We start from the raw sequence: 22,248 nt of genomic DNA on the forward strand, positions 1-22,248 counted from the left end.
GGTCGACGTCGGGAGTGACCGCTCCTCGTACACTCGCCGGATGGACCAGGACACCGTCCTCGAGCACATCGCCGAGCGATCGCGGGTCGTGGGGCACCCGCTGGTCGTCGGCATCTCCGGCTTCTGCGGCTCCGGCAAGTCGACGCTCGCACGCGGCCTCGTCGCAGCACTGCCCGATGCCGTGCGGCTCCGCGGCAACGACTTCCTGGACCCCGCTCGATCGCACCGCCGTTCCTCGGACTGGGACGGAGTGGAGCGCGACCGCCTGGTCTCGACGGTACTGGAACCGTTCCGAGGAGGACGGCCCGGGCACTTCCAGCGGTACGACTGGGCACGGCGGGCCCTCGGTCCCGAGGAACCGCTCCCGCAGGCGAGGATCCTCGTCCTGGACCTCATCGGACTCTTCCACCCCGAGGCGTTGCCCGCGATCGACGCGACCGTCTGGTGCGACGTCGACCTCGACACCGCAGCTCGCCGCGGTACGGCCCGCGACCGGGCACTCGGCCGCAGTCACGACGCGCTCTGGCGCGACGTCTGGATCCCGAACGACCGGGACTTCGCGCAGCGCTTCGCGCCCCGCGACGCTGCCGACCTGCTCGTCGAGCCGTCCCGCTGACCCGTCCGCCTCTCGACGTGGACGCGACCCGGCGCCCGCCGTGACCGGCGGGGCGGCCGCGAGCCGTGCCTCCAGACCGGTCACGAGCCGGATGCGGTCAGGCCCGGTCCAGTTGCCGGAGCTGGGCGACGTCCGGCCACGGCGCCCACTTCGCCCGCGGCGCGTGCAGCAGGTACGGCTGCGGCGTCGGGTAGGTGACCATCTCGAGCGTCGACCCCCACGGGGTGCGCGTGTAGACGAACCGGTTGCCCTCCCCGGCCTCCTCGCCGCGCAGCGGCCGCGGGTCCGAGTTGCGGACGGCACCGGCGGACTCCGCGCGGGCGAGGGCTGCGTCGAGGTCGTCGACGTACAGCGCCAGGTGCTGCCACCCGAGGTCCGACGGGTGCGCGGCGGCGCGCTGGTCGGGCCCGCGGTACTCGAAGAGCTCGAGTCCGGGTCCCTCGGGCAGCGCGAGCATGCGGATCGCGCCCTGCGCCATCGACGACGGGATGCCGAGGTAGCGGTGGGCCTCCGGTGTGCCGTTCGGCTCGTCGGTGGTCCGGCGCACGTCGTACAGCACGACGGCGTCGAAGGCGTTCGCGAAGAACGCCGTGGCGGCCTCCACGTCCGGCACGGTGACGCCGACGTGGTCGATCCGGATGCCCGTGGTCATCCCTCGATGATGGAGCCGGTCGGGCGGCCTGGACGGGCTTGGGGCAGGACCTGCGGCGTTCCCTGCGGCATCCCGCAGCCGCCGCCCGGAACGAGCGTTCCAGCGGGCTGTCCGTGTCACACGACCGTTACACGAGGGAAACGGGCGACGCGAAGTGCCTTCGTAGCGTCGTCCTCGAGCGGGGACCCCCGCCGCACACTCCCACGGAGGACGCCTTGGTCACAGAGATCGCGACCCCGGTCGCCGCGCCCCACGCCCCCCGGACGACGTCGTCGGCAGCCGCCGGCGCCGGCATCGTCAAGCCCGGGTACGACCCGGCGCTCACCAACGAGGACCTCGCCCCGCTGCGCGAGCAGCGATGGACGAGCTACAACATCTTCGCCTTCTGGATGTCCGACGTGCACTCGGTCGGCGGGTACGTCACCGCCGGGTCGCTCTTCGCGCTCGGCATCGCGAGCTGGCAGGTGCTCGTCGCCCTGGTCGTCGGCATCCTCATCGTGCAGGTGTTCGCGAACCTCGTCGCGAAGCCGTCCCAGCGCACCGGGGTGCCGTACCCGGTCATCAACCGCGCGGTGTTCGGCGTCATCGGGGCGAACGTCCCCGCCGTCATCCGCGGCCTGATCGCGACGGCCTGGTACGGCGTGCAGACCTTCCTCGCCGCGCAGTCGCTCAACATCGTGTTCCTGAAGTTCCTCCCGGGCTCAGCGGCGCTGCTCGACCACTCGTTCCTCGGGCTCTCCGCGCTGGGCTGGATCTCGTACGGCATCCTCTGGGTCGCGCAGGCCGCGCTCTTCTCGATGGGCATGGAGGCGATCCGCCGCTTCATCGACTTCGCCGGTCCGGCCGTCTACGTCGTGATGATCGCGCTCGCCGTCTACCTCGTCGCCCGGGCCGGCATCGGCAACATCTCGCTGACGCTGCACACCGGCGCGCCGATGTCGTTCGGTGCCTCGATCCCGGTCATGCTCTCGGCCGTGGCGATCGTCGTCAGCTACTTCTCCGGCCCGATGCTGAACTTCGGTGACTTCTCGCGCTACGGTCGCTCGTTCCGAGCCGTCAAGCGCGGCAACCTCTGGGGCCTGCCGATCAACTTCCTGTTCTTCTCGGTGCTCACCGTGCTCTGCGCGAGCGCGACGGTCCCGGTGTTCGGCAAGCTCATCACCGACCCGATCGAGACGGTCCAGGCGATCGACGCACCGTTCGCGATCCTGCTCGGCGGCCTGACGTTCGTCACCGCGACGGTCGGCATCAACATCGTCGCGAACTTCATCAGCCCCGCGTTCGACTTCTCGAACGTCGCCCCGCGGAGGATCAGCTGGCGGACGGGCGGCATGATCGCCGCGGTCGGCTCCGTGCTGCTGACGCCGTGGAACTGGTACGGCAACGACCAGGCGATCCTCTACACGCTCGGCATCCTCGGCGCGCTGATCGGCCCGCTGTTCGGGATCCTGATCGCCGGCTACTACCTGGTCGCGAAGCAGCGGGTGGCGGTCGACGACATGTACACGAAGGAGCCCACCGCCCGGTACTGGTACCGCGCGGGCTGGAACCCGAACGCGATGTGGACCCTGCTGCTCGCCGGCGCGGTGTCGGTCGCCAGCGCGGTGCTGCCGCCCGCGACGGGTGTCCTGCCGTGGTTGAGCAACTACAGCTGGTTCATCGGCTGCGGGCTCGGGCTGGTCGTCTTCTGGGCGCTCGAGCGTCGGTCGCCGCGGATGCCGGTGCTGGCATCGGAGGACCCGACGGTCGACGACGGCGCGGCTGCAGGACGCGACTGACCGTCCGCCACACCCCTGCACCGACCCCGGCCGGGAGGCGCGACACGCCTCCCGGCCGGACCGTCGCCGCCCGGGTCCACCACCTCCTCCTCGTCCCCACCCCCGCCTGAGAGGCCCCGCTTGCGCATCCGCGTCGTCAACCCCAACACCACCCCGTCGATGACGGCCTCGATCGGCCGCGCCGCGGCCGCGGTCGCCGGACCCGGCACCGTCGTCGAGGCGGTGACGCCCACCACCGGACCCGCCTCGATCGAGAGTCACTACGAGGAGGCCCTGGCGGTCCCCGGGCTCCTGGAGCAGATCGCGCTCGGCGAGCAGGAGGGTGTCGACGCGTACGTCGTCGCGTGCTTCGGCGACCCGGGTCTCGACGCCGCGCGCGAGCTGGCCGTCGGGCCGGTGCTCGGGATCGCCGAGGCCGGCTTCCACGCCGCTGCGATGCTGGGGCGCCGGTTCGGGGTCGTCACGACGCTGGCGCGCACGACCGGACGGGCGTGGGAGCTCGCGGAGCGCTACGGGTTCGCGTCCCGGGTGACCGAGGTCCGTGCGTGCGAGGTGCCGGTGCTGCAGCTCGACGATCCGACGTCGGGCGCCCGGGAGCTCGTCGTCGAGGAGTGCCGCGACGTGCTCGCCGGCGGCGCCGATGCGGTGGTGCTCGGCTGCGCGGGCATGGCCGCGTTCTGTGCCGAGGTCTCGCGCGAGATCGGTGCGCCGGTGGTCGACGGAGTGGCTGCGGCGACGGTGCTCGCGGAGTCGCTCGTCCGGCTCGGGCTGCGCACGGGCAAGACCGGCGAGTACGCGCCTCCGCCACCGAAGCCGGTGACCGGGCTGCTGTCCGGCTTCACGCTGCAGACGTCCGACGTCTCCGCGCCGATCGTGCTCGCGGGGGCCTCGGCATGAGCGCCGCGGTGGGCGCCGACCTGGTGCTCCGCGCTCGGCGGGCGTGGGTCGACGGCGTCCTCCGCCCGGCCGCGGTCGTGGTCCGCGACGGCCTGGTCGACGCGGTCCTGCCGTTCGGTGCGCCGGTCGTGGCTCCGCTCGACCGCACCGTGCCCGACGAGCACGTGCTCCTGCCCGGGCTCGTCGACACGCACGTGCACGTCAACGAACCCGGTCGCACCGAGTGGGAGGGCTTCGCCTCGGCCACGCGAGCGGCGGCCCTCGGCGGCGTGACCACGATCGTCGACATGCCGCTGAACTCGATCCCGGCAACGGTCGACGTCGACGCTCTTGCGGCGAAGCGGGCGAGCGCCGCGGGCCGGGTCGCGGTGGACGTCGGGTTCTGGGGCGGTGCGGTCCCGGCCAACGCGGGGGAGCGCGGTCCGCTGCACGACGCCGGGGTCTTCGGCTTCAAGTGCTTCACCGCGCCGAGCGGCGTGGACGAGTTCCCGCACCTCGACCCGGTACAGCTCCGAGCGGCGATCGAGGAGGTCGCCGAGCTCGACGCCCTGCTCATCGTGCACGCCGAGGACCCGGACCACCTCGTGCCGCACGAGACGCTCGGCGGACGGTACGCCGACTTCCTCGCCACCCGTCCGGGCCGTGCCGAGCAGTCCGCCGTCGCGCGGGTCCTCGACGGCGCGCGGTCGACGGGTGCTCGCGTGCACGTGCTGCACCTGTCCGACGCCGGGGTCCTCCCGATGATCCGCGCCGCGAAGGCCGACGGGGTCCGGGTGACCGTCGAGACATGTCCGCACTACCTGGCGTTCGAGGCCGGGTCGATCCCGGACGGCGCGACCGAGTTCAAGTGCTGCCCGCCGATCCGCGACGACGCGAACCGCGACGCGCTCTGGGCGGGGCTGCTCGACGGCACGATCGACTGCGTCGTGTCGGACCACTCGCCGTCCACAGCCGACCTGAAGACCGACGACTGGGGGTCGGCGTGGGGCGGCATCGCCGGACTCCAGGTGGGCTTCCGGGCGGTCTGGACCGAGGCCGTGCGCCGGGGGCTCCCGCTCGAGGCCGTCCTGCCCTGGTTCACGACCGGCCCCGCGGCGGTCGTCGGCTTCCACGACCGCGGTCGGATCGCGCCGGGTGCGGTCGCGCACCTCGCCGTCCTCGACCCGGCGGCCGAGGGCGTCGTCGAGGTGTCGGCCCTGGCCCACCGCAACCCGGTGTCCGCGTACGCCGGCCTGCACACGCTCGGGGTCGTCACCGAGACCTGGCTCCGCGGGCGGCTCGTGGCGACGGCCGGCCACGGGGTCACCGCCGTCGAGGGGGTCCTGCTCGACCGCCCCGCGGCGCCGCAACACGCACGAAACGGACGTTTCGCTACGCTCGTTCCCGGAACGGAGGCATCATGACGCAGCCAGTCAACCCACCCGCCCGACTCCTGATGGGACCGGGGCCGATCGACGCCGACCCCCGCGTGCTCCGCGCGCTGTCGACCCCGCTCGTCGGGCAGTACGACCCGTGGATGACGACGACGATGACCGCGACGCAGGAGCTCTACCGCCAGGTCTTCGGGACACGGAACGACGCCACCGTGCTCGTCGACGGCACGTCCCGCGCCGGCATCGAAGCGGCCCTGGTGTCACTGCTCGCCCCGGGGGACCGGGTGCTCGTGCCGGTCTTCGGACGCTTCGGGCACCTGCTCGCCGAGATCGCGACCCGTGCCGGTGCCGAGGTGCACACCATCGAGACCGCGTGGGGGCAGGTCTTCCCGCCGTCCGTGATCGAGGACGCGGTGCGCCGGGTCCGACCGAAGGTCCTGGCGATCGTGCAGGGCGACACCTCGACGACGATGAACCAGCCGCTCGACGAGCTCGGGGCGATCTGCGACCGGCACGGCGCCCTCCTCTACACCGACGCGACGGCGAGCATCGGCGGCAACCCGCTCGAGACCGACGCTTGGGGCATCGACGTCGTGAGCGCCGGCCTGCAGAAGTGCCTGGGCGGCCCCTCCGGCAGTGCACCGATCACCCTGTCGCCGCGTGCCGTGGCCGTGCTCGACGGTCGCCGCAGCATCGAGGCCGGCATCCGCGAGGCCGACGACGTCGTGTCCGACGACCCGATCCGCTCGAACTACCTCGACCTCGCGATGATCCTCGACTACTGGGGTCCGCGGCGCCTCAACCACCACACCGAGGCCGCGTCGATGCTCTACGCCGCGAACGAGTGCGCCCGCATCCTGCTCGAGGAGGGGCGGGACGCCGTGGTCGAGCGCCACGCGATCGCCGGTCGGGCGATGCTCGCCGGGGTCGAGGCGCTCGGACTGCAGGTGTTCGGTGACGTCGCGCACAAGATGCACAACGTGGTCGCCGTCGAGATCCCGGACGGCGTCGTGGGTGACGAGGTCCGCGGCGCGATGCTCGAGGACCACGGCATCGAGATCGGGACCTCGTTCGGGCCGCTGCACGGACGGGTCTGGCGCATCGGCACGATGGGCTACAACGCCCGCAAGGACACCGTCGTGCGCACGCTGGCCGCCCTCGAACACTGCCTGCGCCGGGCCGGGCACGCCGTTCCGCAGGGCGCCGGGGTCGACGCCGCGCTCGACGTCCACGCCGGCCGCGTCGCGCCGGTCGGGGCAGCCCTGTGACGACGACGACCGGACCCGCGACGGCCGAGGCCCCCGCGGCGGCGACCGCGAGCGCCCGGGCGATCGCCGACGCCGCGACGATCGTCCGGTGGTGCGACGCGCTCGCCGGGATCTCGCAGGACGACGGACGCACCACCCGCGTCTACCTGTCGCCGGAGCACGCCCGGGTGAACGCCGTGGTCGCGGAGTGGATGCGCGACGCCGGACTCCGCACCTGGCAGGACGCCGCGGGCAACCTGCACGGCATCGTCGACGGTGCGACGCCGGACGCACCCGTGCTGCTGCTCGGCTCACACCTCGACACCGTGGTGGACGCCGGCCGGTACGACGGAGTGGTCGGCGTGCTCATGGCGATCCGCACGGTGGCGCGGCTCACGGCCTCCGGCCCGCTGCCCTTCGCGCTGCAGGTGATCGCGTTCTCCGACGAGGAAGGGACGCGCTTCGGCAAGGCACTGTTGGGCTCGTCGGCCGTGGCGGGGGTCTGGGACGACGCGTGGTGGGACCTCGAGGACGGCGACGGTGTCACGCTCCGCCGGGCCTTCACCGACTTCGGGCTCGATCCGGAACGCGTCGGCGAGGCGGCACTGCCCCCGGAGCGGCTCGTCGGCTACCTCGAGGCGCACATCGAGCAGGGCCCCCACCTCGAGCAGGCGGGGCAGGCGCTCGGTGTCGTCACGAGCATCGCGAGCGCCCGGCGGTTCACCGTCGAGGCCGTCGGCGAGGCACGGCACGCCGGCGGCACCCCGTACGAGCGGCGTCACGACGCGCTGCTCGCCGCGGCCGAGGCGGCGCTCGCCGTCGAGCGGATCTGTCGCGCCGAGCAGCACGTCGGCACCGTCGGCACGATGTCCGTCGAGCCCGGGGCGGTCAACGTCGTCCCCGGCCTGGCCCGGTTCAGCGTCGACCTGCGGGGGGAGTTCGACGAGGGACGTGACCGCGTCTGGGAGTCGATCACGGCGGTCTTCGACGAGATCGGAGCCCGTCGTGGCGTGACCGTGTCGCCGACCGAGGTGCACCGTGCCCCGGCGGTGTTCTGTGCCCCGGTGTTGATGGACGCCGTCCGTGCGGGGATCGCCGCGACCGGGGAGGCCACACCAGCGGAGCTCTTCTCGCGCGCCGGGCACGACGCGATGTCCCTCGGGCTGGTCACCGACGTCGCGATGCTGTTCCTGCGCAACCCCGACGGCATCAGCCACCACCCGGACGAGTTCGTCTCCGAGGACGACGTCGCGCTCGGCCTCGACGCGCTGGCCGTCGCCGTCGAGCGCATCGCCGACGACCGTGCGGAGATCCGGTGAGCGCCGCGCCCGACGTCCGTGCCCGGGTGGACGCGGTCTGGGACCGCCTGTCGCCCGCGGAACGCCGGGTCGCCGCGATGGTCCGGCACGATCCGGAGCTGCTGCTCGTCGGCACCTCCGCCGAGCTCGCGGCCGAGTCGGGCACGTCGAAGGCCACCGTCTCGCGGCTCGTCCGGTCCCTGGGGTTCCAGGACGCCGCCGAGGTCCGCCAGGAGCTCATGTCCGCGCGGGGGAGCGGCCTGCCGTGGGCTGCCGAGGACGCGGCGCACGTCGACCAGCGGGCCGTCGAGGCACGCAACCTCGACGCCGCGTTCGCCTCGCTCGCCCGGGCCGACCGCGTCCGGCTCGCCCGCCGGATCGTCCGTGCCCGGCGGGTGCTCGTCTTCGGGGAACGCGGCGCGCACCCCGTCGCCATGCAGCTCCGGTCGCAGCTGGCCCAGGTGCGACCGGACGTCCGGATCGGTCCGGCACCGGGGCAGCGCCTGGGCGAAGAGGTCGCCGACCTCGACCGCCGCGACCTCGTCGTGCTCGTCACGGTCAGGCGGCACGCGGCGGGTGCCGAACGGCTCGTGCGGCACTGCGTCGCGACCGGCGCCGACGTGGTCGTGCTCGGCGACCCGACCGCAGCCGTGATCGCGGCGCCCGCGGCGACCGCGGTGCTCTGCCCGGTGGACTCGCCGTCGGCGTTCGACTCGATGGCGGCGCTCTTCGCGGTCGTCGCGGCGATCGCGAACGACGTGTACGAGGCTTCCGGGCCGGCAGGGCGTGCCCGGGTCGACGCCGTGGCGGCGGCCTACGACGCGCTCGGGGAGCTCGCCCCCCGCTGACCGTCCCCGTCCCGCTCGAGCTCGTCGCGTAGCGATGCGCCGCGCGCGGCGATCAATCGCGGCAGGTAGCGGGCGAGCGCTACCCGCTCGGCCAGCCAGCCGAGCGGGCCGAGGGGCGCCCGGAAGACGACCTCGTCGACCATCCGCGTCCCGTCGGCCGACGGCTCGAACCCGTGCTCGTGCCGGAACCGGGCGAACGGACCACGCACCTGCTCGTCGACGAAGCGACCCGGAGCCTCCATGACGGTGACCCTGCTCGTCATCGACCAGACGATCCCGAAGTGCCGCGCGCGCCACGTGACGCTCTCGCCGAGCCCGATCGTGCCGGACGTCGTCCCGGCCACGGCGCGTTCGTCGGTGTCGGCCATCGAGCGTTCGTGCGCGCCGATGTCGAGCGACAGCGCGAAGACGCGCTCCACCGGAGCGGCGATCTCGGTGACCACCCGGAAGGCGACGGTCACGCGTCCGGCCAGACCTGCGGCACCGTGCGGTCGTCGTCGCGCAGCACCGCGGCGAGCAGCTGGTCGTGGCGGGCGCCCCGGTGCACGACGGCCGATCGGGACCGACCCTCGAAGCGCATGCCGATCCGCCGGGCCGTCGCGGACGACGCGGCGTTCGTCCCGAGTGCGCGCCACTGCACCCGCACCAGGCCGAGCCCGTCCGGCGGTGCGGCGAACGCCCACGCCAGCACACGATCGGCGGCCTCGGCCATCAGGCCCTGCCCGCGGCCGTCGGGGTGCAGCGCCCAGCCGATCTCGCCGGCGCCGTCCACGAAGCCGAAGACGCCGACGGTACCGAGCAGCCGAGGGTCCTCCGCACGGCGGATCCCGAAGTCGTACCGGGTGTCGTCACGCCACCCGACCTCGACCAGGTCGAGCCACTGACGGGCCTCGGCGTGCCCGTACGGCACGGGGACCGGGGTGAACGCGATGACGTCCGGGTCGTTCGCGTACGCGATGACGGCCTCCGCATCGGCGGGACCCGGCGCGGAGAGCACGAGCCGGTCGGTCCGGAGCGTCACGGGGAGCACACCGCGAGCCTAGCGACGGCGCGACCACGCGGTAGCGTCGGCGACATGACGTTCGACACCCTCGCCTTCCCGGTCATCGACGGACACAACGACCTCCCGTGGGAGCGCCGCGAGTCGCACCACTCCGGCGTCGAGGGCATCGACCGCGGACAGGCCACGCTGCACACCGACCTGCCGAAGCTCCGGGCCGGCGGGGTCGTGGGCCAGTTCTGGTCGGTGTTCGTGCCGTCGGACGACCCGGACCCGGTGCGCACCACCCTGCAGCAGATCGACACCGCGCACCGGATCATCGCGCGGTACCCCGACGACCTGACCTTCGTCCGCACCGCTGCCGAACTGCGCACTGCCGTCGACGCCGGACGGATCGCGTCGCTGCTCGGCGCCGAGGGCGGGCACTCCATCGGCGACGACCTCGCGGTGCTCCGGTCCTTCGCCCGGCTCGGCGTCCGCTACATGACGCTGACGCACAACGACGACACGACCTGGGCCGACTCGGCCACCGGTGCCCGGGCACACGGCGGCCTGACCGACCGCGGACGCGAGGTCGTCGCCGAGATGGAGCGGATCGGCATGCTCGTCGACCTGTCGCACACCGCGCCGGCGACGATGCGCGACACCCTCGACGTCGCGACGCAGCCGGTCGTCTTCAGCCACTCGTCCACCGTCGCCGTCGACGACCACCCGCGGAACGTGCCCGACGACGTGCTCGCCCGGCTCGCCGACAACGGGGGCGTCGTGATGATCACCTTCGTGCCGAAGTTCGTCTCCCGCGCGTGGGCCGACTGGGAGGAAGCGGGGTCCGAGGGGGAACCGCCGCTCGTCACGGTGGCGGACGTCGCCGACCACGTCGACCACGCCCGTGAGGTCACGGGCGCGGCCCACCTGGGCCTCGGTGGCGACTACGACGGCACGCCCGTGCTGCCGCCGGACCTGCGGGACGTGTCGCGGTACCCGGTGCTCGCGGAGGAGCTGCGGCGACGCGGCTGGGGTGACGACGACCTGCGGGCGCTCGCCGGGGGGAACGTGCTGCGGGTCCTCGAGGCGACGGACGAGCGGTTCGCGCGGAGCGCGCTGCGCTGAGCCGCGCGGGCGCGAGCGCGGTGGGGCAGGGGCGGCCGGGAGACGCGGTGTGCGCCCGCCGTGTCAAGGGGCGTCATCGACAGGGGAACACCGGGCGCCGTCGCTAGGATCGCGAGCGGACCGCAGCGCCGCCACCGACGGCGTGAGAACTCGACCCGGAGGACGACAACGGATGACCGGCACCATCTACGACAACATCTCGCAGGCGTTCGGCAACACCCCGCTCGTCCGGCTCAACCGCCTGCCGAAGGCCGACGGCGCCGAGGTCCTCGCGAAGCTCGAGTTCTACAACCCGGGCTCGAGCGTCAAGGACCGCCTCGGTGTCGCGATCATCGACGCGGCCGAGGAGTCCGGCGAGCTGCGCCCCGGCGGCACCGTCGTCGAGGGCTCGTCCGGCAACACCGGCATCGCCCTGGCGCTGGTCGGCGCCGCCCGCGGCTACCGCGTCGTCATCACGATGCCCGAGACGATGAGCGTCGAGCGGCGTGCCCTGATCCGTGCCTTCGGCGCCGAGATCGTCCTGACCCCGGGTTCCGAGGGCATGAAGGGCGCCGTGGCGCGCGCAGGCCAGATCGTCGACGAGACCCCCGGCGCGATCCTGGCCCACCAGTTCGAGACGGCCGCGAACGCCGCGATCCACCGCAGGACCACGGCGGAGGAGATCCTCCGCGACACCGAGGGCCACGTCGACGTCTTCGTCGCCGGTGTCGGGACCGGCGGGACGATCACGGGTGTCGGTCAGGTGCTCAAGGAGCGCGTGCCGGGCGTGCAGATCGTCGCCGTCGAGCCGAAGGACTCCCCGCTGCTGACCGAGGGCAAGGCGGGGCCGCACAAGATCCAGGGGATCGGCGCCAACTTCGTCCCCGAGGTCCTCGACCGTGAGGTCATCGACGAGGTGTTCGACGTCGAGCTCGACGACGCACTCCGGCTCGCCCGCGCGCTCGGGACCGAGGAGGGCATCCTGGCCGGCATCTCGTCGGGCGCGATCATCCACGCCGCCGTCGAGATCGCCGCCCGTCCGGAGAACGCCGGCAAGCGCGTGGTCGCGATCGTGTGCGACACCGGCGAGCGCTACCTGTCCACGCCGCTGTTCGAGGGACTCACTGCGTGACGCGTGCCGTCCGACGCGGCGTGCTGTGGCGGGTCCGCGAGGATCTCGCTGCGGCACGCCGCGGTGACCCCGCTGCCCGGGGTGACCTGGAGAACGCGGTGGTCTACTCGGGGCTGCACGCGATCTGGACCTACCGGTTCACGCACCGGTTGTGGCTCGCGCGTGGTCTCCCTGGATCCCGGTTCGCGGCCCGGGTGGTCGCGCAGGTCGCTCGATCGATCACGGGCATCGAGATCCACCCCGGCGCCCGCATCGGCCGGCGCTTCTTCATCGACCACGGCCTCGGCGTCGTGATCGGGGAGACGGCGGTCATCGGTGACGACGTGCTGGTGTTCCACGGCGTCACGCTCGGCGGGCGCGGGGGCGAGCACGGTCCGGGGCGGCGGCGGCACCCGACCGTGGGTGACCGCGTGGTGCTCGGTGCCGGGTCGTCGCTGATCGGCGCGATCACGATCGGCGCGGACTCCGTGGTCGGCGCGAACACGGTCGTGACGAAGGACGTCCCCGCGGGCTCCGTCGTCACCGGCGTCGCCGGTACGGCCCGGCCGAGGTCGGGGCACGAGGGCGTCCCGACGCTCTGACCGCGGGCGGCCGCGGGCGGCCGCGAGCGCCGGGCGATCGAGCGCCCCGGTCGACCGAGCGGTTCGCCCGCCTGGCCGAACGCTCGGTCCGGCGGACGTCAGCTCTTCTCGCAGGCGATCCCGTCGCCGTCGCGGTCCATCTTCTTGTTGGCCTCGTAGAGCGCGTCGTCCTTCTTGACGGTGCCCTTGAGTGCGCGGTAGGTGGTCTTCCCGCCGGAGGTCACCCGGTTCTTCGTCACCGACTTCTTCGCGATGCCACCGGAGTACACCTTGTGGACGGCGGTGCAGTTCGCGTAGGTCTTCGGCGCGGCGGAGGCGGTGGTCGCGCCGCCGAGCACGACGGACGCGGCGAGAGCGGTGGTGACGGCGGCGACGCCGAGGCTGTGGATGATGCGCACGGGTTCTTCCCCTGGGACGGGTCGTGACCGCTCGCGCGGCCGCCGCGTCGGGTGCACGGCGGACCGAGCGTACCCGAGCAGCACTCATTCCTTGATCCCCCCGAACGAGGCGTGTGCGGCATGCTGGTGCGATGGACGGCGCAGCACTGCACGAGGTGACCTTCCGGACGGCACTGGCCCTGCCCGCGGTCGAGGAGACGCAGCCCTTCGGCGAGCAGTCCGTCGTCCACAAGGTGGTCGGCCGGATGTTCGTGCTCGCCACGACGTTGCGCGGGGTGCCCATCGTCAACCTGAAGTGCGCGCCGCCGCACGGGGCGGCACTCGTCCGAGACCACGCCGAGATCAGCCCGGGGTGGCACATGGACAAGCGTCACTGGATCACGCTGTCACCGGGGGACGGTCTCGACGAGACCATGGTCGAGGACCTCGTGGCGAACTCGTACGACCTGGTCGTCGCCGGTCTCCCGCGGAACCGGCGCCCCCTCGACCCGGCAGCGGGCCGTCGGGCGGAAGGGTCAGACCCGGCCGCGCGCGAGGACCTTCGCGAGGTCACGGACGACCGTCGGGGCGAGTCGGTCGCCGGAGTCCAGCACCGCGCGGGCCCGCTCGGGTGACGGGCCGGCCGAGATCTCGCCGATCGTGACGCCGTGCTCCGGGCGGTGTGTGACGACCACCGGGTCGCCGGCTGCCACCGGTCCGCTGTGCAGGACCCGGAGGTAGGCACCCGGCCGGTTCTCCGCGGCGAACCGCTTCACCCAGCCGGGGATCCCCATCCGGCGGGCGAAGGTCCCGCACGGCACCCGTGGGATGGTCACCTCGAGTTCGAGCGTCTCGCCGATGCGCCACCGCTCGCCCGTGACGGCACCCGTGACGTCGACCCCGCTCGTGCGGAGATTCTCGCCGAACAGCCCGGGTGGGACGTCGCGCCCCAGGGCCTCGGCGAAGTACGCGGCGTCCTCGTCGGCGTAGGCGTACACCGCCTGGTCCTCGCCGCCGTGGTGCTTGCGGTCCGCCTGCACGTCGGCGTGGAGCCCGAGCGGGCGGACACGGACGGGCCCCACGACCGGGCGCTTGTCGATGGCGGTGATGCCGATCGTGCCGGAGTCGCGGAGCAGCTGGTCGACGCGGCAGACGGCGGTGACGTGGCTCATGCCCACATCCTGGCGCACCGGGGTCACGGAGCCGAGCCCACCGTCGTGCGCGGCCACCCGCCCAGACTTCCTCCACCACTGACCGGTAGAAGGGTGGTGTGCCGTACCAGCCCCTCGCCGACCTCGACGACGCCGTCCTCGCGGGCCGCTCGTCCGACGGCGACGTCCGGGCGTTCGAGGTCCTGATCCGGCGGTACACACCCCTGCTCCGGGCCTACGCCCGGCGGACCCTCGGATCGACCGACGAGCTCGACGACGTCGTGCAGGAGACCTTCATCACCGCGTGGAACCGGCTCGACGCGCTCGACGACGGCGCCAAGGTCAAGTCGTGGCTCATGCGGATCCTCAGTCGCAAGTGCATCGACCGCATCCGGGCGCGGCGCGAGCACCTCGACGTCACCGAGCTCGAGGTCGCGGCACCGCGGGACGACGCTCCCGAGCGGGTCGCCGAGGCCCGGTCCCGCGAGGAGGCGGTCGAGACCGCCCTCGCCGAGCTCCCCGAGGCGCAGCGACGGTGCTGGGTGATGAAGGAGATGCTCGAGTACCGCTACGAGGACATCGCCGAGGAGCTCGACCTGCCGGTGTCGACCGTGCGCGGCCTGCTCTCGCGTGCGAGGAAGAACATGATCCGTCTCATGGAGGCATGGCGATGACCGGACCCGACCGCACGCGCCCCGACGAAGTACCGCTCGACGCGCTCGAACCCGAGGACCTCGACGGCCACACCATCGACGAGCTCGCGGACTACCTGGACGCCGGGATGCAACCGGCCGACCCGAGCATCGACGACTCCGCGGCGTGCCAGAACGCGCTCGCCGCACTCGTCCGGCTCCGACAGTCGTCCCTCGGCTCGCTCGACACCGCCGCTGAGCAGGAGGCACCCGCGGACGAGTCGTGGATCGGCGGTGTCCTGGCGAACATCTCGCTCGAGGCCCGCGCCGGTCGCGACGTCCCGCTGCGCCCGTCCGTCCCGACCGAGCGTCCCGTGATGACCGAGGGAGCCATCCGGTCCCTGGTCCGGACCGCCGGGGACGTCGTCCCCGGTGTCGTGATCGCCCGCTGCGCGCTGCAGGGCGACGTCACGCTGCTCGATGCACCCGTCCGGGTCCTGGTCGAGCTGGCGATCCGGTCGGGGGCACCGATCCACGCCACCGCCGAGCACGTCCGCCAGGCCGTCGCCGAGATCCTCGCCGAGCAGACCGACCTCCGTGTCGAGGCGGTCGACGTGCACGTCCGGGACCTCCTGCCCCCGCTCCCGCCCGCGCACGACGGGGGCCAGGCTGCATCCGGAGCCACCGACGAGGAGGGCCGCGCATGAGCATCGACGACGAGACGGCCGCGGCGATCGAGGCCGCGGTCCTCGCGGCGCCCGGCGTCGCCGACCTGTACCGCGCGCGGCCGACCCTCGGCAGCGCGGTCGAGTCCGCCCGGCGGCTCGCCTCGCGTGCGCCGGTGTCCCGGGTGGTGCTCGACGACGACGTCCTCCGCGTCGTCATCGGCACCGACGGATCGACCCCCGCGCGGGCTGCGGCGCGTGCGGCGCACGACGCCGCGCTCCGCGTCGCGGGCGAGCGCGGGCTCGCGCTCGGCCGCGTGGACGTGCGCATCGCGCGCGTCGGCTGACCGGACGGGCTCGCTCGCACGGCGGCAGGGCGACGACGACGGACCACGGGACGGACGGGAGGCACGGCGCCCGCCGGCACCGTGCCTCCCGTCCGTCATCCGGTGACGCCCGTCACCCGCTCGCGGCTCAGTAGAAGTTGTTCGCCTGCGAGTGGGCCCACGCGGCACAGGGCGTGCCGTAGGCCGCGCTGATGTACCGCAGCCCCCAGGTGATCTGGGTGGTGGCGTTGGTCTGCCAGTCGGCCGCGACCGTGGCCATCTTCGAGCCGGGGAGCGCCTGCGGGATGCCCGTCGCGCCACCGTTCGGGTTGACGGCCCGGTAGTTCCAGCCGGACTCCTTGGTCCACAGGTTGTCGAGGCACTGGAACTGCGCGGAGCCCCAGCCGTACTGCGACGACGCCATCGAGGACGCCGTGGCCTTGGCGCCGGCGACGGTGTTCGCAGCGGCGAGGCGCTCGGCTGCTGCCGCGGCCTCCGCTGCCGCACGCTCGGCTGCGGCCTTCGCCTCGGCGTCGGCCTTCGCCTGCGCTGCTGCCGCTGCCGCCGCGTCGGCGTCCGCCCTGTCCTGGGACGCGCTCTCGTCGGCGACCTGCGTCGTGGCGTCGACGGTCGAGGCGATGCGGGTGGTGATCGCGGAGCCGGACATGCCGCGGTAGTCCGACAGGGCTGCGACCTGGCGTTCGAGGGCGCGCGTGTCGGTCTTGTCGTTCGCGTCGGCGAGCACCGTGCGGGCGGTCGCGATGGTCGCGGCGGCCTGGGCGCGGTCGAGGTCCGCGCCGTGCAGCGCGGGGGTGGCCGAGGCGCTCGCGGAGGGGACGCCGATGGCCTCGCCGATGGCCGGCTGTGTGCCGACGGTGGCGAGTCCGCCGACGAGGGCGACGGCGGCAACGCCCCCGACGACGAGGGCGGAGCGACTGCGGAGCGCACGGCGGACACGGCGGCTCGGGGAGTCGAGCGCCTGGCGTCGGGTGGTCGCGGTGAAGGGGGCTTCGGGGGTGGTTCGCGTCATCGGTTCCGGTGGTCGGCCGGCTGGAGGGCGACTCCCGGGCACGCCGGATCGGGCACGCGGGTGTGGGGGAGCGTGCACGACCGTCGGGACGGCCGTCGTGGGGGAGCCGCGAGCCGGGGGAGGACCGGACGGTGGTGTGGGGCCCGTCCGTCCGCCGCTGGGCGACCGGGTGGCCGCCTGCTCGGGCGAAGCCGTCACGATGACGTGTCAGTCTGGACAGCCCGTCCGGAAGCCCTGGCAGAACCGTCCGTCCACCCCTTGGTAACGGTTCGGTAACGGTGCTGACGCCGCCGGATCAGCGCCCGGAGGTGTGTGCTTCCTGGGAGCGCTCGCCCTGGCCGATCCGTTCGAGGGCGGCGAGGGCGGCGGCGATGGAGTCGACGTCGTCGTCGGGCAGGTCCGCGATGAGCCCGGCGACGATGCCGGTGCGGTCGGAGCGGGCCCGTTCGACGGCAGCGATGCCAGCGGGGGTGGCCGACACCATGAACGCCCGGCCGTCCCGCGGGTCGGCCTCGCGTTCGATGAAGCCGCGCTGCTCGAGCTCGGTGAGGATGCGCGTCATCGTGGGCTTCGTGACGACCTCGATCCGCGACAGGTCGCCGGGGCGCAGGGGTCCCTCGGCCTGGATCGTCGCGAGTGCGGAGACGAGCCCGTAGCCCAGCGCGGCCGAGTCGGTGCGCGCACGGCGGTTGATGCGTCCGACGGCGGCGGCGAGGCGCGCGGCGATCTCGGTGCGGTCCGGCTGGCGGTGGCTCATGCGGTGCTCCCGGGTCGTCGGGTCGAGGCTGTTCGAGCGGGTCGGAGCGATGCTACCGGTCCCCACGGGCGTGTGACCGAGTGCCGTGCGGGGTGCTGACGCCGGGTGCAGGAACGCCCGTCCCGAGGTCCGGGACGGGCGTTCCTGTACGACGTGACAGGTGCGCTCAGCTGGAGCGGTGCCGCTTCTCGCCCGGGAGCAGGTGGATCGCCTCGGTCGCGAGCTCGGCGGCGATGTTGTCACCGCTCTCGGTCGCGTCGCGCAGCCGGCGGAAGTCCGCGGTCAGCTGGTCCCAGTCGATGAGCTCGTCGAGGTTCGGCAGGCGCAGGCGGAACGCGAGACCGTCGGTCGTGTCGCGGCACACCCGCTGCAGGTTCTCGTTGCCGCAGGCGTCGACGTACAGCCCGAAGACCGAGAGCGCGTCGTGGTTGACGGCGGGGACGTCGTGCGCGTCGAGCTCGGTGATCGTGCGGTCGAGCTGCGCCAGGATCTTCTTCCGCGTCGGTGCGGTGAGCCGGGGGACGGCCAGCCGGACGACCCCGCCGAACAGCACGCCGAGGGTCTGCATCGCCTCGACGACCTCCTCGGCCTTCGGGGTGGTGACCCGGGTGTACCGGTTCGGTGCCATCTCGATGAGACCGGCGCGGGCGAGCTGGCTGAGGGCCTCGCGGATCGGGGTGCGGGAGACGCCGAGCCAGGCGATGAGCTCGTCGTCGTTGAGGCGTTCACCGGGCTCGAGCGTGCCGTCCATGATCGCGGCGTGGATCTTGTGGCGGACGGTGTCGCGGAGCAGCTGGTGCTCGGTGGGGGCGCTGCTGGGGACCGGCATGCGGGTGTCCTCGTTCTCGGTGGACGGTCGGGAGCGCCGGACCGGTCGGTGTCGACGCCTGATCACCGTACCTGATATGTGAACGGTCGTCCGTCGGCCGCCGTGCCTCAGGTGGCGTCGAGCAGCCGGACCGTCACCGGGTCCTCGGTCCCGTCGAACCACCGGTCCAGCAGGGCACGGAACGGAGCCGGGTCCTCGGCGGCCCTGGCGAACAGGGTCGCCGACGACCGCGCCTTCAGCGCGTCGATCCCACCGAACAGGTCGTCCGCGCTCCGGGCCGGTGCGTCGACGACGGTGCGGGCAGCCTCGAGCAGGCGCGGACCGAGCACGGGGTGTGCCAGGAACGCCCGCGCCTCGGCGAGCCCCTCGATCGCGTACCGCTGCGCCGTCGCACTGCGCCCGAGGCCGGCGAGCTGCGGGAACACGAACCACATCCAGTGCGACCGCTTCCGGCCGGCCGCCAGCTCCGCGAGTGCCTGCTCGTGGACGCCCTCCTGCGCACGCACGAACCGGTCGAGGTCGAACGGGTCGTCGCTCACCGGACCACCTCGCCCCACGCGTAGCGCACGGTCGTCGCGTCCACGACGAGCAGTGAGTCGGGGTCGCGGTCGAGGAGCCCGGGCAGCCCGACGGCGTCCGGTAGGTCGCCCTCGAGCCGCTCGAGCCGGGCGCTGCGGACGGTCAGCGGCGCGTGCTGCCGCTGCCAGAAGAGCGTCTGCGCCAGGTGCCGCGCGTGGATGCCGGCGCGCGTGGTGAGCGCGGCGGCGAGCGGCGTGTCCACGACGTCGCCCGCGGTGACCCGGACGAGGACGTCGTGCCGCGGGCGGGGTCGCGGCGGGCGTGCGTTCCCCGCGTGCACGAGCGCCCGCGCCCAGCGGACCGGGTGCGTCGCCCGGGCCGGGTGCCGGACCGACCGGTGGTCGAGGGTGTCCCCGCGACGCGTCGCCCGGACGTGGGAGAACGTGTACGGCACGCCGAGCAGCGTGTTCGCGGCGACGATGGCGGGGACGTGGCCGGTGTCGACGGTGCGGTAGACGATGCCGTGGCGACCCCTGGTGTCGACGGTCGGGATCTCGATCGTGACCTCGGTCATCGAACCGAGTCGTCGTGAGGGCGGGAGCGGCGGGAGGGCCGTCTCGCGGAACACGTAGGCGGTCAGACCCACCCACGCGCTGCCGTCGACCACGTCGGGCCGGGTGCCGCGTGGCACGAGCCGGGCGAGCGAGGCCGGGTCCCGCCGCCAGTGCGCGAACACGATGTCCTCCCACGCGTGCACGGCGACGGGCCGGTGCACGAGCGGGACCGCCGCCCGCTGTCGGACCGCGTCGGTCACCGTCGTGGCGCGTGTCGTCCGACGCGCACGGCCCAGGCCACGAGCGGCGCCTGCAGGGGGAGCCGCGCGACGCCGACCAGCCGTGCGGCGCGCCCCGCGCGTGGGCTGTCGAGGAGGTCGGCGGCCATCTTGACGTTCGCGGGGAAGACCGCCAGGAACAGTGCCGCTGCCGCCCAGCCGGACGCGCGACGCGTGGCCGGCACGGCGAGTCCGGCGGCGATGCCGAGCTCGGCCACGCCGGAGGCGACCGTGGTCAGGCGCGAGGGGAGGCCCTCCGGCACGATCCGGTCGTAGCCCCGCGGGCGCAGGAAGTGGGTGACGCCGGCTCCGCCGAGGAGCACGGCGAGCATGGTGGCGGTCCGGGTGGCACGTCGGGCGCGCTCGCGTCGTCGCATGCGCCCATCGTGCACGCCCTCGCCCGAGCGGGTGTCGGGCGTCGCTCAGGTCAGGGCGGTCGCGACGAGGTCGAGCACCGCAGTGGCGACGTCCGCCTTGCTGCCGGAGGTCTCCCGGACGACGTCGCCGCCGGGCACGAGCACCTCGATCGCGTTCTCCTCGCGTTCGAAGCCCGCGTCCCACCCGACGTGGTTCACGACGAGCAGGTCGGCCGGCTTCCGGGCGATCTTGGCGCGTCCGAGGGCGATCCGGGCCTCTCTGTCGGGCTCGGTCTCCGCCGCGAACCCGACGATGACCTGACCCGTGCGGCGTGCTCGGACGAGGTCGGCCAGCACGTCGGGGTTGCGGACGAGCTCGAGGGTCATGGTGTCGCCCTGATCGTCCTTCTTCAGCTTGTCGGGGCGGACCTCGGCCGGTCGGTAGTCCGCGACCGCGGCGGTCATCACCACCACGTCGGCGTCGACCGCCGCGGCGTGCACCGCGTCGGCGAGTTCCTGGGCGGACCCGACGGGCACCACGGTCGCACCGAGCTCCGCGGTGAGCCCGGCGTCCACGTTCGCGGCGACGAGCGTCACGGTCGCGCCGCGTCGGACGGCGTCCGCGGCGATCGCCACGCCCTGACGACCGCTCGACCGGTTGCCGACGAAGCGCACCGGGTCGAACGGCTCGCGCGTCCCTCCGGCGCTCACGACGACACGCACCCCGGCGAGGTCACCCTGGTCACCTCGCGCCCCCGTCCCCGACCCCGCTGCGGCACCGGCCGGGAGGCCCGCCCCGCCCTGGTCCCGTCGGCCCGCTTCGGTCGGTCGGTCGAGCACCGCCAGCGCCGCGGCCGCGATGTCCTCGGGTTCCGCCATCCGGCCGATCCCGGCGTCGTCACCCGTCAGCGCGCCGACCACCGGCCCGACGAAGTGCACCCCGCGGTCGCGCAGGGTCCGGACGTTCGCCCGGGTCGCGGGGTGCTCCCACATCTGCGGGTGCATCGCGGGGGCGACGACCACGGGCGCCTCGGTCGCGAGCAGCGTCGTCCCGAGCAGGTCCCCAGCGAGTCCGTGGGCCATCCGCGCCAGGGAGTCGGCGGTCGCGGGCGCGACGACGACCAGGTCCGCCCGGCGTCCGAGCGCCACGTGCCGCACCTCGGCCACGTCGTCCCAGACGCTCGTCGTGACCGGGTTCCGGCTCAGCGCCTCGAGCGTCGGCAGTCCGACGAAGCGGAGTGCACCCTCGGTCGGGACGACGTGCACGTCGTGGCCGCGCTTGACGAGGTCGCGGACGACCCCCACGGCCTTGTAGGCGGCGATGCCCCCGGTGATCCCGACGACGACGGACAGACGGCGACCTGCTGCAGCATCCACGTCGGTCACGCTACCCGGACGGCCGTGCGAGGATCGAGCCCATGTGCACCGTCGTCGTCCGCGTCGACCCCGGCGCCGCGTGGCCCGTCACCGTGCTGGCGCTCCGTGACGAGTCGCCCGACCGTCCCTGGGACCCGCCCGCCGCCTGGTGGCCCGAGCTCGACCCCGCCGTCCGGGGTGTGCGCGACCGGTCGGCCGGCGGAGCGTGGCTCGCCGCGTCCGACGCCGCGGGGCTCGCCGTCGTGCTGAACCGTGTCGAACCGGTGCCGAGCGACGACGGCACCTGGACCACCCGCGGCGTGCTGCCGCTCGACGCGCTGACCGGCGCGGCGCCGGGCGCGGGCGGCTCGCTCCCGACCACGCGTGCGTTCAACCTGGTACGGGCCACGGCCGAGGGCGCCGCCGTCGACACCTGGGACGGCAGGGCGGTGCGGACGACCCTGCTCGAGCCCGGCGTGCACATGGTGACCCACGGAGCCCCGGACGACCCCGCCGCGCCGCGGGTCGGCCGGTGGCTCGAGGCCTTCCGCGCGGCCCCGGCGCCGGCCGGACCGCCGGCGCTCGGCCCGTTCGACGAACTCCGCACCGCCGACCTCGGCGACGACGCGGGCGACGGCTGGAGCGGCTGGTTCGGCGTGCTCGCCGACTCCGCGGCCCTGCCCCCGGACCACCCGGACGCGATCCTGCGCGACGCGGTCGAGCCGGACGGCCACGTCGCGACGCTGTCCGTCGTCGCCGCCGCGGTCGGGCCCGGTCGGACGGTGCTGCAGCACGCGCGGCTCGCCCACCCGGGACGCCTCGACGGCTCGGTGGAGCTGCACCGGGCGTGATCGTCCCGCCCGGACGTCCCCGATGCTGTGAGGAGCAGCAGCGCACCGGCCGGTCC

Annotated in this window: 27 protein-coding genes; 15 read left to right on the forward strand and 12 right to left on the reverse strand. The window is 73.8% G+C overall.

What is annotated here, in order from left to right; all coding sequences use genetic code 11:
• Positions 1-40: 40 nt before the first annotated feature.
• A complete protein-coding gene (locus M3666_RS04075; RefSeq protein ID WP_251154559.1) occupies positions 41-616 on the forward strand; it encodes a uridine kinase in 576 nt (191 codons plus the stop codon).
• A gap of 97 nt (positions 617-713) precedes the next feature.
• Here the strand turns inward: M3666_RS04075 and M3666_RS04080 are convergent, their stop codons facing one another.
• Entirely contained in the window at positions 714-1,268 is a 555-nt protein-coding gene (locus M3666_RS04080; RefSeq protein WP_066655448.1) for a VOC family protein, read from the reverse strand.
• A gap of 215 nt (positions 1,269-1,483) precedes the next feature.
• Between M3666_RS04080 and M3666_RS04085 the strand changes: the two genes are divergently transcribed.
• The 6 genes from M3666_RS04085 (at position 1,484) to M3666_RS04110 (ending at position 8,709) form a co-directional block, all read left to right on the forward strand.
• Positions 1,484-3,046, forward strand: a complete 1,563-nt coding sequence (locus M3666_RS04085) for an NCS1 family nucleobase:cation symporter-1 (RefSeq protein ID WP_251154560.1) — start codon at positions 1,484-1,486, stop codon at positions 3,044-3,046.
• Between the two features lie 120 nt (positions 3,047-3,166).
• Positions 3,167-3,943, forward strand: a complete 777-nt coding sequence (locus M3666_RS04090; protein WP_251154561.1) for an aspartate/glutamate racemase family protein — start codon at positions 3,167-3,169, stop codon at positions 3,941-3,943.
• Positions 3,940-5,346 carry an allantoinase AllB gene (gene allB / locus M3666_RS04095; protein WP_251154562.1) on the forward strand — a complete coding sequence of 469 codons (1,407 nt, stop codon included), beginning with the start codon at positions 3,940-3,942 and terminating at the stop codon, positions 5,344-5,346. Before M3666_RS04090 ends, allB begins: the two co-directional genes overlap by 4 nt.
• Complete coding sequence (locus tag M3666_RS04100; protein WP_251154563.1) at positions 5,343-6,584, forward strand: alanine--glyoxylate aminotransferase family protein; 1,242 nt, start codon at positions 5,343-5,345, stop codon at positions 6,582-6,584. Before allB ends, M3666_RS04100 begins: the two co-directional genes overlap by 4 nt.
• Positions 6,581-7,882: an allantoate amidohydrolase gene (locus tag M3666_RS04105; RefSeq protein WP_251154564.1), complete on the forward strand. Its 1,302-nt coding sequence runs from the start codon at positions 6,581-6,583 to the stop codon at positions 7,880-7,882. Before M3666_RS04100 ends, M3666_RS04105 begins: the two co-directional genes overlap by 4 nt.
• Positions 7,879-8,709 (forward strand): MurR/RpiR family transcriptional regulator, encoded by an 831-nt coding sequence (locus tag M3666_RS04110; RefSeq protein ID WP_066655435.1) that lies wholly within the window; start codon positions 7,879-7,881, stop codon positions 8,707-8,709. Before M3666_RS04105 ends, M3666_RS04110 begins: the two co-directional genes overlap by 4 nt.
• On the opposite strand, the gene M3666_RS04115 is transcribed toward M3666_RS04110, so the two are convergent.
• Together M3666_RS04115 and M3666_RS04120 are read right to left on the reverse strand one after the other, a co-directional pair.
• The gene (locus tag M3666_RS04115) at positions 8,676-9,170 is read right to left on the reverse strand and encodes an SRPBCC family protein (protein WP_251154565.1); all 495 of its coding nucleotides are present in this window, start codon (positions 9,168-9,170) and stop codon (positions 8,676-8,678) included. The genes M3666_RS04110 and M3666_RS04115 overlap by 34 nt on opposite strands.
• Positions 9,167-9,739 carry a GNAT family N-acetyltransferase gene (locus M3666_RS04120; RefSeq protein WP_066655430.1) on the reverse strand — a complete coding sequence of 191 codons (573 nt, stop codon included), beginning with the start codon at positions 9,737-9,739 and terminating at the stop codon, positions 9,167-9,169. The genes M3666_RS04115 and M3666_RS04120 overlap by 4 nt, the downstream gene beginning before the upstream one ends.
• 45 nt (positions 9,740-9,784) lie before the next feature.
• Between M3666_RS04120 and M3666_RS04125 the strand changes: the two genes are divergently transcribed.
• From M3666_RS04125 to epsC, 3 genes are all read left to right on the forward strand, one after another.
• Entirely contained in the window at positions 9,785-10,819 is a 1,035-nt protein-coding gene (locus M3666_RS04125) for a dipeptidase (RefSeq protein ID WP_251154566.1), read from the forward strand.
• A 172-nt stretch (positions 10,820-10,991) separates the two neighbouring features.
• Positions 10,992-11,930 carry a cysteine synthase A gene (gene cysK / locus M3666_RS04130; protein ID WP_209684990.1) on the forward strand — a complete coding sequence of 313 codons (939 nt, stop codon included), beginning with the start codon at positions 10,992-10,994 and terminating at the stop codon, positions 11,928-11,930.
• The gene (gene epsC, locus M3666_RS04135; RefSeq protein WP_235426355.1) at positions 11,927-12,511 is read left to right on the forward strand and encodes a serine O-acetyltransferase EpsC; all 585 of its coding nucleotides are present in this window, start codon (positions 11,927-11,929) and stop codon (positions 12,509-12,511) included. The genes cysK and epsC overlap by 4 nt, the downstream gene beginning before the upstream one ends.
• Positions 12,512-12,609: 98 nt before the next feature.
• Here epsC and M3666_RS04140 read toward each other — a convergent pair whose 3' ends face one another.
• Entirely contained in the window at positions 12,610-12,909 is a 300-nt protein-coding gene (locus M3666_RS04140; RefSeq protein ID WP_251154567.1) for an excalibur calcium-binding domain-containing protein, read from the reverse strand.
• 131 nt (positions 12,910-13,040) lie between these two features.
• On the opposite strand from M3666_RS04140, the gene M3666_RS04145 reads away from it, so the two are divergent.
• Positions 13,041-13,523 carry an MmcQ/YjbR family DNA-binding protein gene (locus tag M3666_RS04145; RefSeq protein ID WP_209684992.1) on the forward strand — a complete coding sequence of 161 codons (483 nt, stop codon included), beginning with the start codon at positions 13,041-13,043 and terminating at the stop codon, positions 13,521-13,523.
• Here M3666_RS04145 and M3666_RS04150 read toward each other — a convergent pair.
• Positions 13,425-14,060 (reverse strand): MOSC domain-containing protein, encoded by a 636-nt coding sequence (locus M3666_RS04150; protein ID WP_251154568.1) that lies wholly within the window; start codon positions 14,058-14,060, stop codon positions 13,425-13,427. The genes M3666_RS04145 and M3666_RS04150 overlap by 99 nt on opposite strands.
• A 98-nt stretch (positions 14,061-14,158) precedes the next feature.
• On the opposite strand from M3666_RS04150, the gene M3666_RS04155 reads away from it, so the two are divergent.
• From M3666_RS04155 to M3666_RS04165, 3 genes are read left to right on the forward strand one after another with little or no spacing between them, the layout of a single operon-like run.
• On the forward strand, positions 14,159-14,713 hold the full coding sequence (locus tag M3666_RS04155) for an RNA polymerase sigma factor (RefSeq protein ID WP_066655417.1): 555 nt from the start codon (positions 14,159-14,161) through the stop codon (positions 14,711-14,713).
• Positions 14,704-15,378, forward strand: a complete 675-nt coding sequence (locus M3666_RS04160) for an Asp23/Gls24 family envelope stress response protein (RefSeq protein ID WP_251154569.1) — start codon at positions 14,704-14,706, stop codon at positions 15,376-15,378. Before M3666_RS04155 ends, M3666_RS04160 begins: the two co-directional genes overlap by 10 nt.
• On the forward strand, positions 15,375-15,683 hold the full coding sequence (locus M3666_RS04165) for a hypothetical protein (protein ID WP_209684995.1): 309 nt from the start codon (positions 15,375-15,377) through the stop codon (positions 15,681-15,683). Before M3666_RS04160 ends, M3666_RS04165 begins: the two co-directional genes overlap by 4 nt.
• A gap of 127 nt (positions 15,684-15,810) precedes the next feature.
• Here M3666_RS04165 and M3666_RS04170 read toward each other — a convergent pair whose 3' ends face one another.
• The 7 genes from M3666_RS04170 to M3666_RS04200 form a co-directional block, all read right to left on the reverse strand.
• Positions 15,811-16,692, reverse strand: a complete 882-nt coding sequence (locus tag M3666_RS04170) for a phospholipase (RefSeq protein ID WP_251154570.1) — start codon at positions 16,690-16,692, stop codon at positions 15,811-15,813.
• Positions 16,693-16,987: 295 nt separating this feature from the next.
• Positions 16,988-17,449 carry a MarR family winged helix-turn-helix transcriptional regulator gene (locus M3666_RS04175; RefSeq protein WP_066658510.1) on the reverse strand — a complete coding sequence of 154 codons (462 nt, stop codon included), beginning with the start codon at positions 17,447-17,449 and terminating at the stop codon, positions 16,988-16,990.
• Positions 17,450-17,615: 166 nt separating this feature from the next.
• Positions 17,616-18,278, reverse strand: a complete 663-nt coding sequence (locus M3666_RS04180) for a GntR family transcriptional regulator (protein ID WP_081985319.1) — start codon at positions 18,276-18,278, stop codon at positions 17,616-17,618.
• Between the two features lie 107 nt (positions 18,279-18,385).
• Positions 18,386-18,817 carry a DUF1810 domain-containing protein gene (locus M3666_RS04185; RefSeq protein WP_066655400.1) on the reverse strand — a complete coding sequence of 144 codons (432 nt, stop codon included), beginning with the start codon at positions 18,815-18,817 and terminating at the stop codon, positions 18,386-18,388.
• Positions 18,814-19,611, reverse strand: coding sequence for a DUF2071 domain-containing protein (locus M3666_RS04190; protein ID WP_251154571.1), 798 nt, complete (start codon positions 19,609-19,611; stop codon positions 18,814-18,816). Before M3666_RS04190 ends, M3666_RS04185 begins: the two co-directional genes overlap by 4 nt.
• Complete coding sequence (locus tag M3666_RS04195; RefSeq protein ID WP_251154572.1) at positions 19,608-20,006, reverse strand: hypothetical protein; 399 nt, start codon at positions 20,004-20,006, stop codon at positions 19,608-19,610. The genes M3666_RS04190 and M3666_RS04195 overlap by 4 nt, the downstream gene beginning before the upstream one ends.
• 45 nt (positions 20,007-20,051) lie before the next feature.
• Positions 20,052-21,338, reverse strand: a complete 1,287-nt coding sequence (locus M3666_RS04200; RefSeq protein WP_251154657.1) for a phosphopantothenate--cysteine ligase family flavoprotein — start codon at positions 21,336-21,338, stop codon at positions 20,052-20,054.
• A 65-nt stretch (positions 21,339-21,403) separates the two neighbouring features.
• Between M3666_RS04200 and M3666_RS04205 the strand changes: the two genes are divergently transcribed.
• Positions 21,404-22,192, forward strand: a complete 789-nt coding sequence (locus M3666_RS04205) for an NRDE family protein (RefSeq protein ID WP_251154573.1) — start codon at positions 21,404-21,406, stop codon at positions 22,190-22,192.
• Positions 22,193-22,248: the final 56 nt, after the last annotated feature.

Source organism: Curtobacterium sp. ODYSSEY 48 V2, from assembly GCF_023712625.1.
Classification (GTDB): domain Bacteria; phylum Actinomycetota; class Actinomycetes; order Actinomycetales; family Microbacteriaceae; genus Curtobacterium.

Excerpts from the sequence above, each read along its gene's own strand:
- M3666_RS04075 (WP_251154559.1), top strand. The coding sequence starts at position 41 with ATGGACCAGGACACCGTCCTCGAGCACATCGCCGAGCGATCGCGGGTC.
- M3666_RS04080 (WP_066655448.1), bottom strand. The coding sequence starts at position 1,268 with ATGACCACGGGCATCCGGATCGACCACGTCGGCGTCACCGTGCCGGAC.
- allB (WP_251154562.1), top strand. The coding sequence starts at position 3,940 with ATGAGCGCCGCGGTGGGCGCCGACCTGGTGCTCCGCGCTCGGCGGGCG.
- M3666_RS04100 (WP_251154563.1), top strand. The coding sequence starts at position 5,343 with ATGACGCAGCCAGTCAACCCACCCGCCCGACTCCTGATGGGACCGGGG.
- M3666_RS04125 (WP_251154566.1), top strand. The coding sequence starts at position 9,785 with ATGACGTTCGACACCCTCGCCTTCCCGGTCATCGACGGACACAACGAC.
- cysK (WP_209684990.1), top strand. The coding sequence starts at position 10,992 with ATGACCGGCACCATCTACGACAACATCTCGCAGGCGTTCGGCAACACC.
- M3666_RS04145 (WP_209684992.1), top strand. The coding sequence starts at position 13,041 with ATGGACGGCGCAGCACTGCACGAGGTGACCTTCCGGACGGCACTGGCC.
- M3666_RS04150 (WP_251154568.1), bottom strand. The coding sequence starts at position 14,060 with ATGAGCCACGTCACCGCCGTCTGCCGCGTCGACCAGCTGCTCCGCGAC.
- M3666_RS04160 (WP_251154569.1), top strand. The coding sequence starts at position 14,704 with ATGGCGATGACCGGACCCGACCGCACGCGCCCCGACGAAGTACCGCTC.
- M3666_RS04165 (WP_209684995.1), top strand. The coding sequence starts at position 15,375 with ATGAGCATCGACGACGAGACGGCCGCGGCGATCGAGGCCGCGGTCCTC.
- M3666_RS04170 (WP_251154570.1), bottom strand. The coding sequence starts at position 16,692 with ATGACGCGAACCACCCCCGAAGCCCCCTTCACCGCGACCACCCGACGC.
- M3666_RS04175 (WP_066658510.1), bottom strand. The coding sequence starts at position 17,449 with ATGAGCCACCGCCAGCCGGACCGCACCGAGATCGCCGCGCGCCTCGCC.
- M3666_RS04180 (WP_081985319.1), bottom strand. The coding sequence starts at position 18,278 with ATGCCGGTCCCCAGCAGCGCCCCCACCGAGCACCAGCTGCTCCGCGAC.
- M3666_RS04195 (WP_251154572.1), bottom strand. The coding sequence starts at position 20,006 with ATGCGACGACGCGAGCGCGCCCGACGTGCCACCCGGACCGCCACCATG.
- M3666_RS04205 (WP_251154573.1), top strand. The coding sequence starts at position 21,404 with ATGTGCACCGTCGTCGTCCGCGTCGACCCCGGCGCCGCGTGGCCCGTC.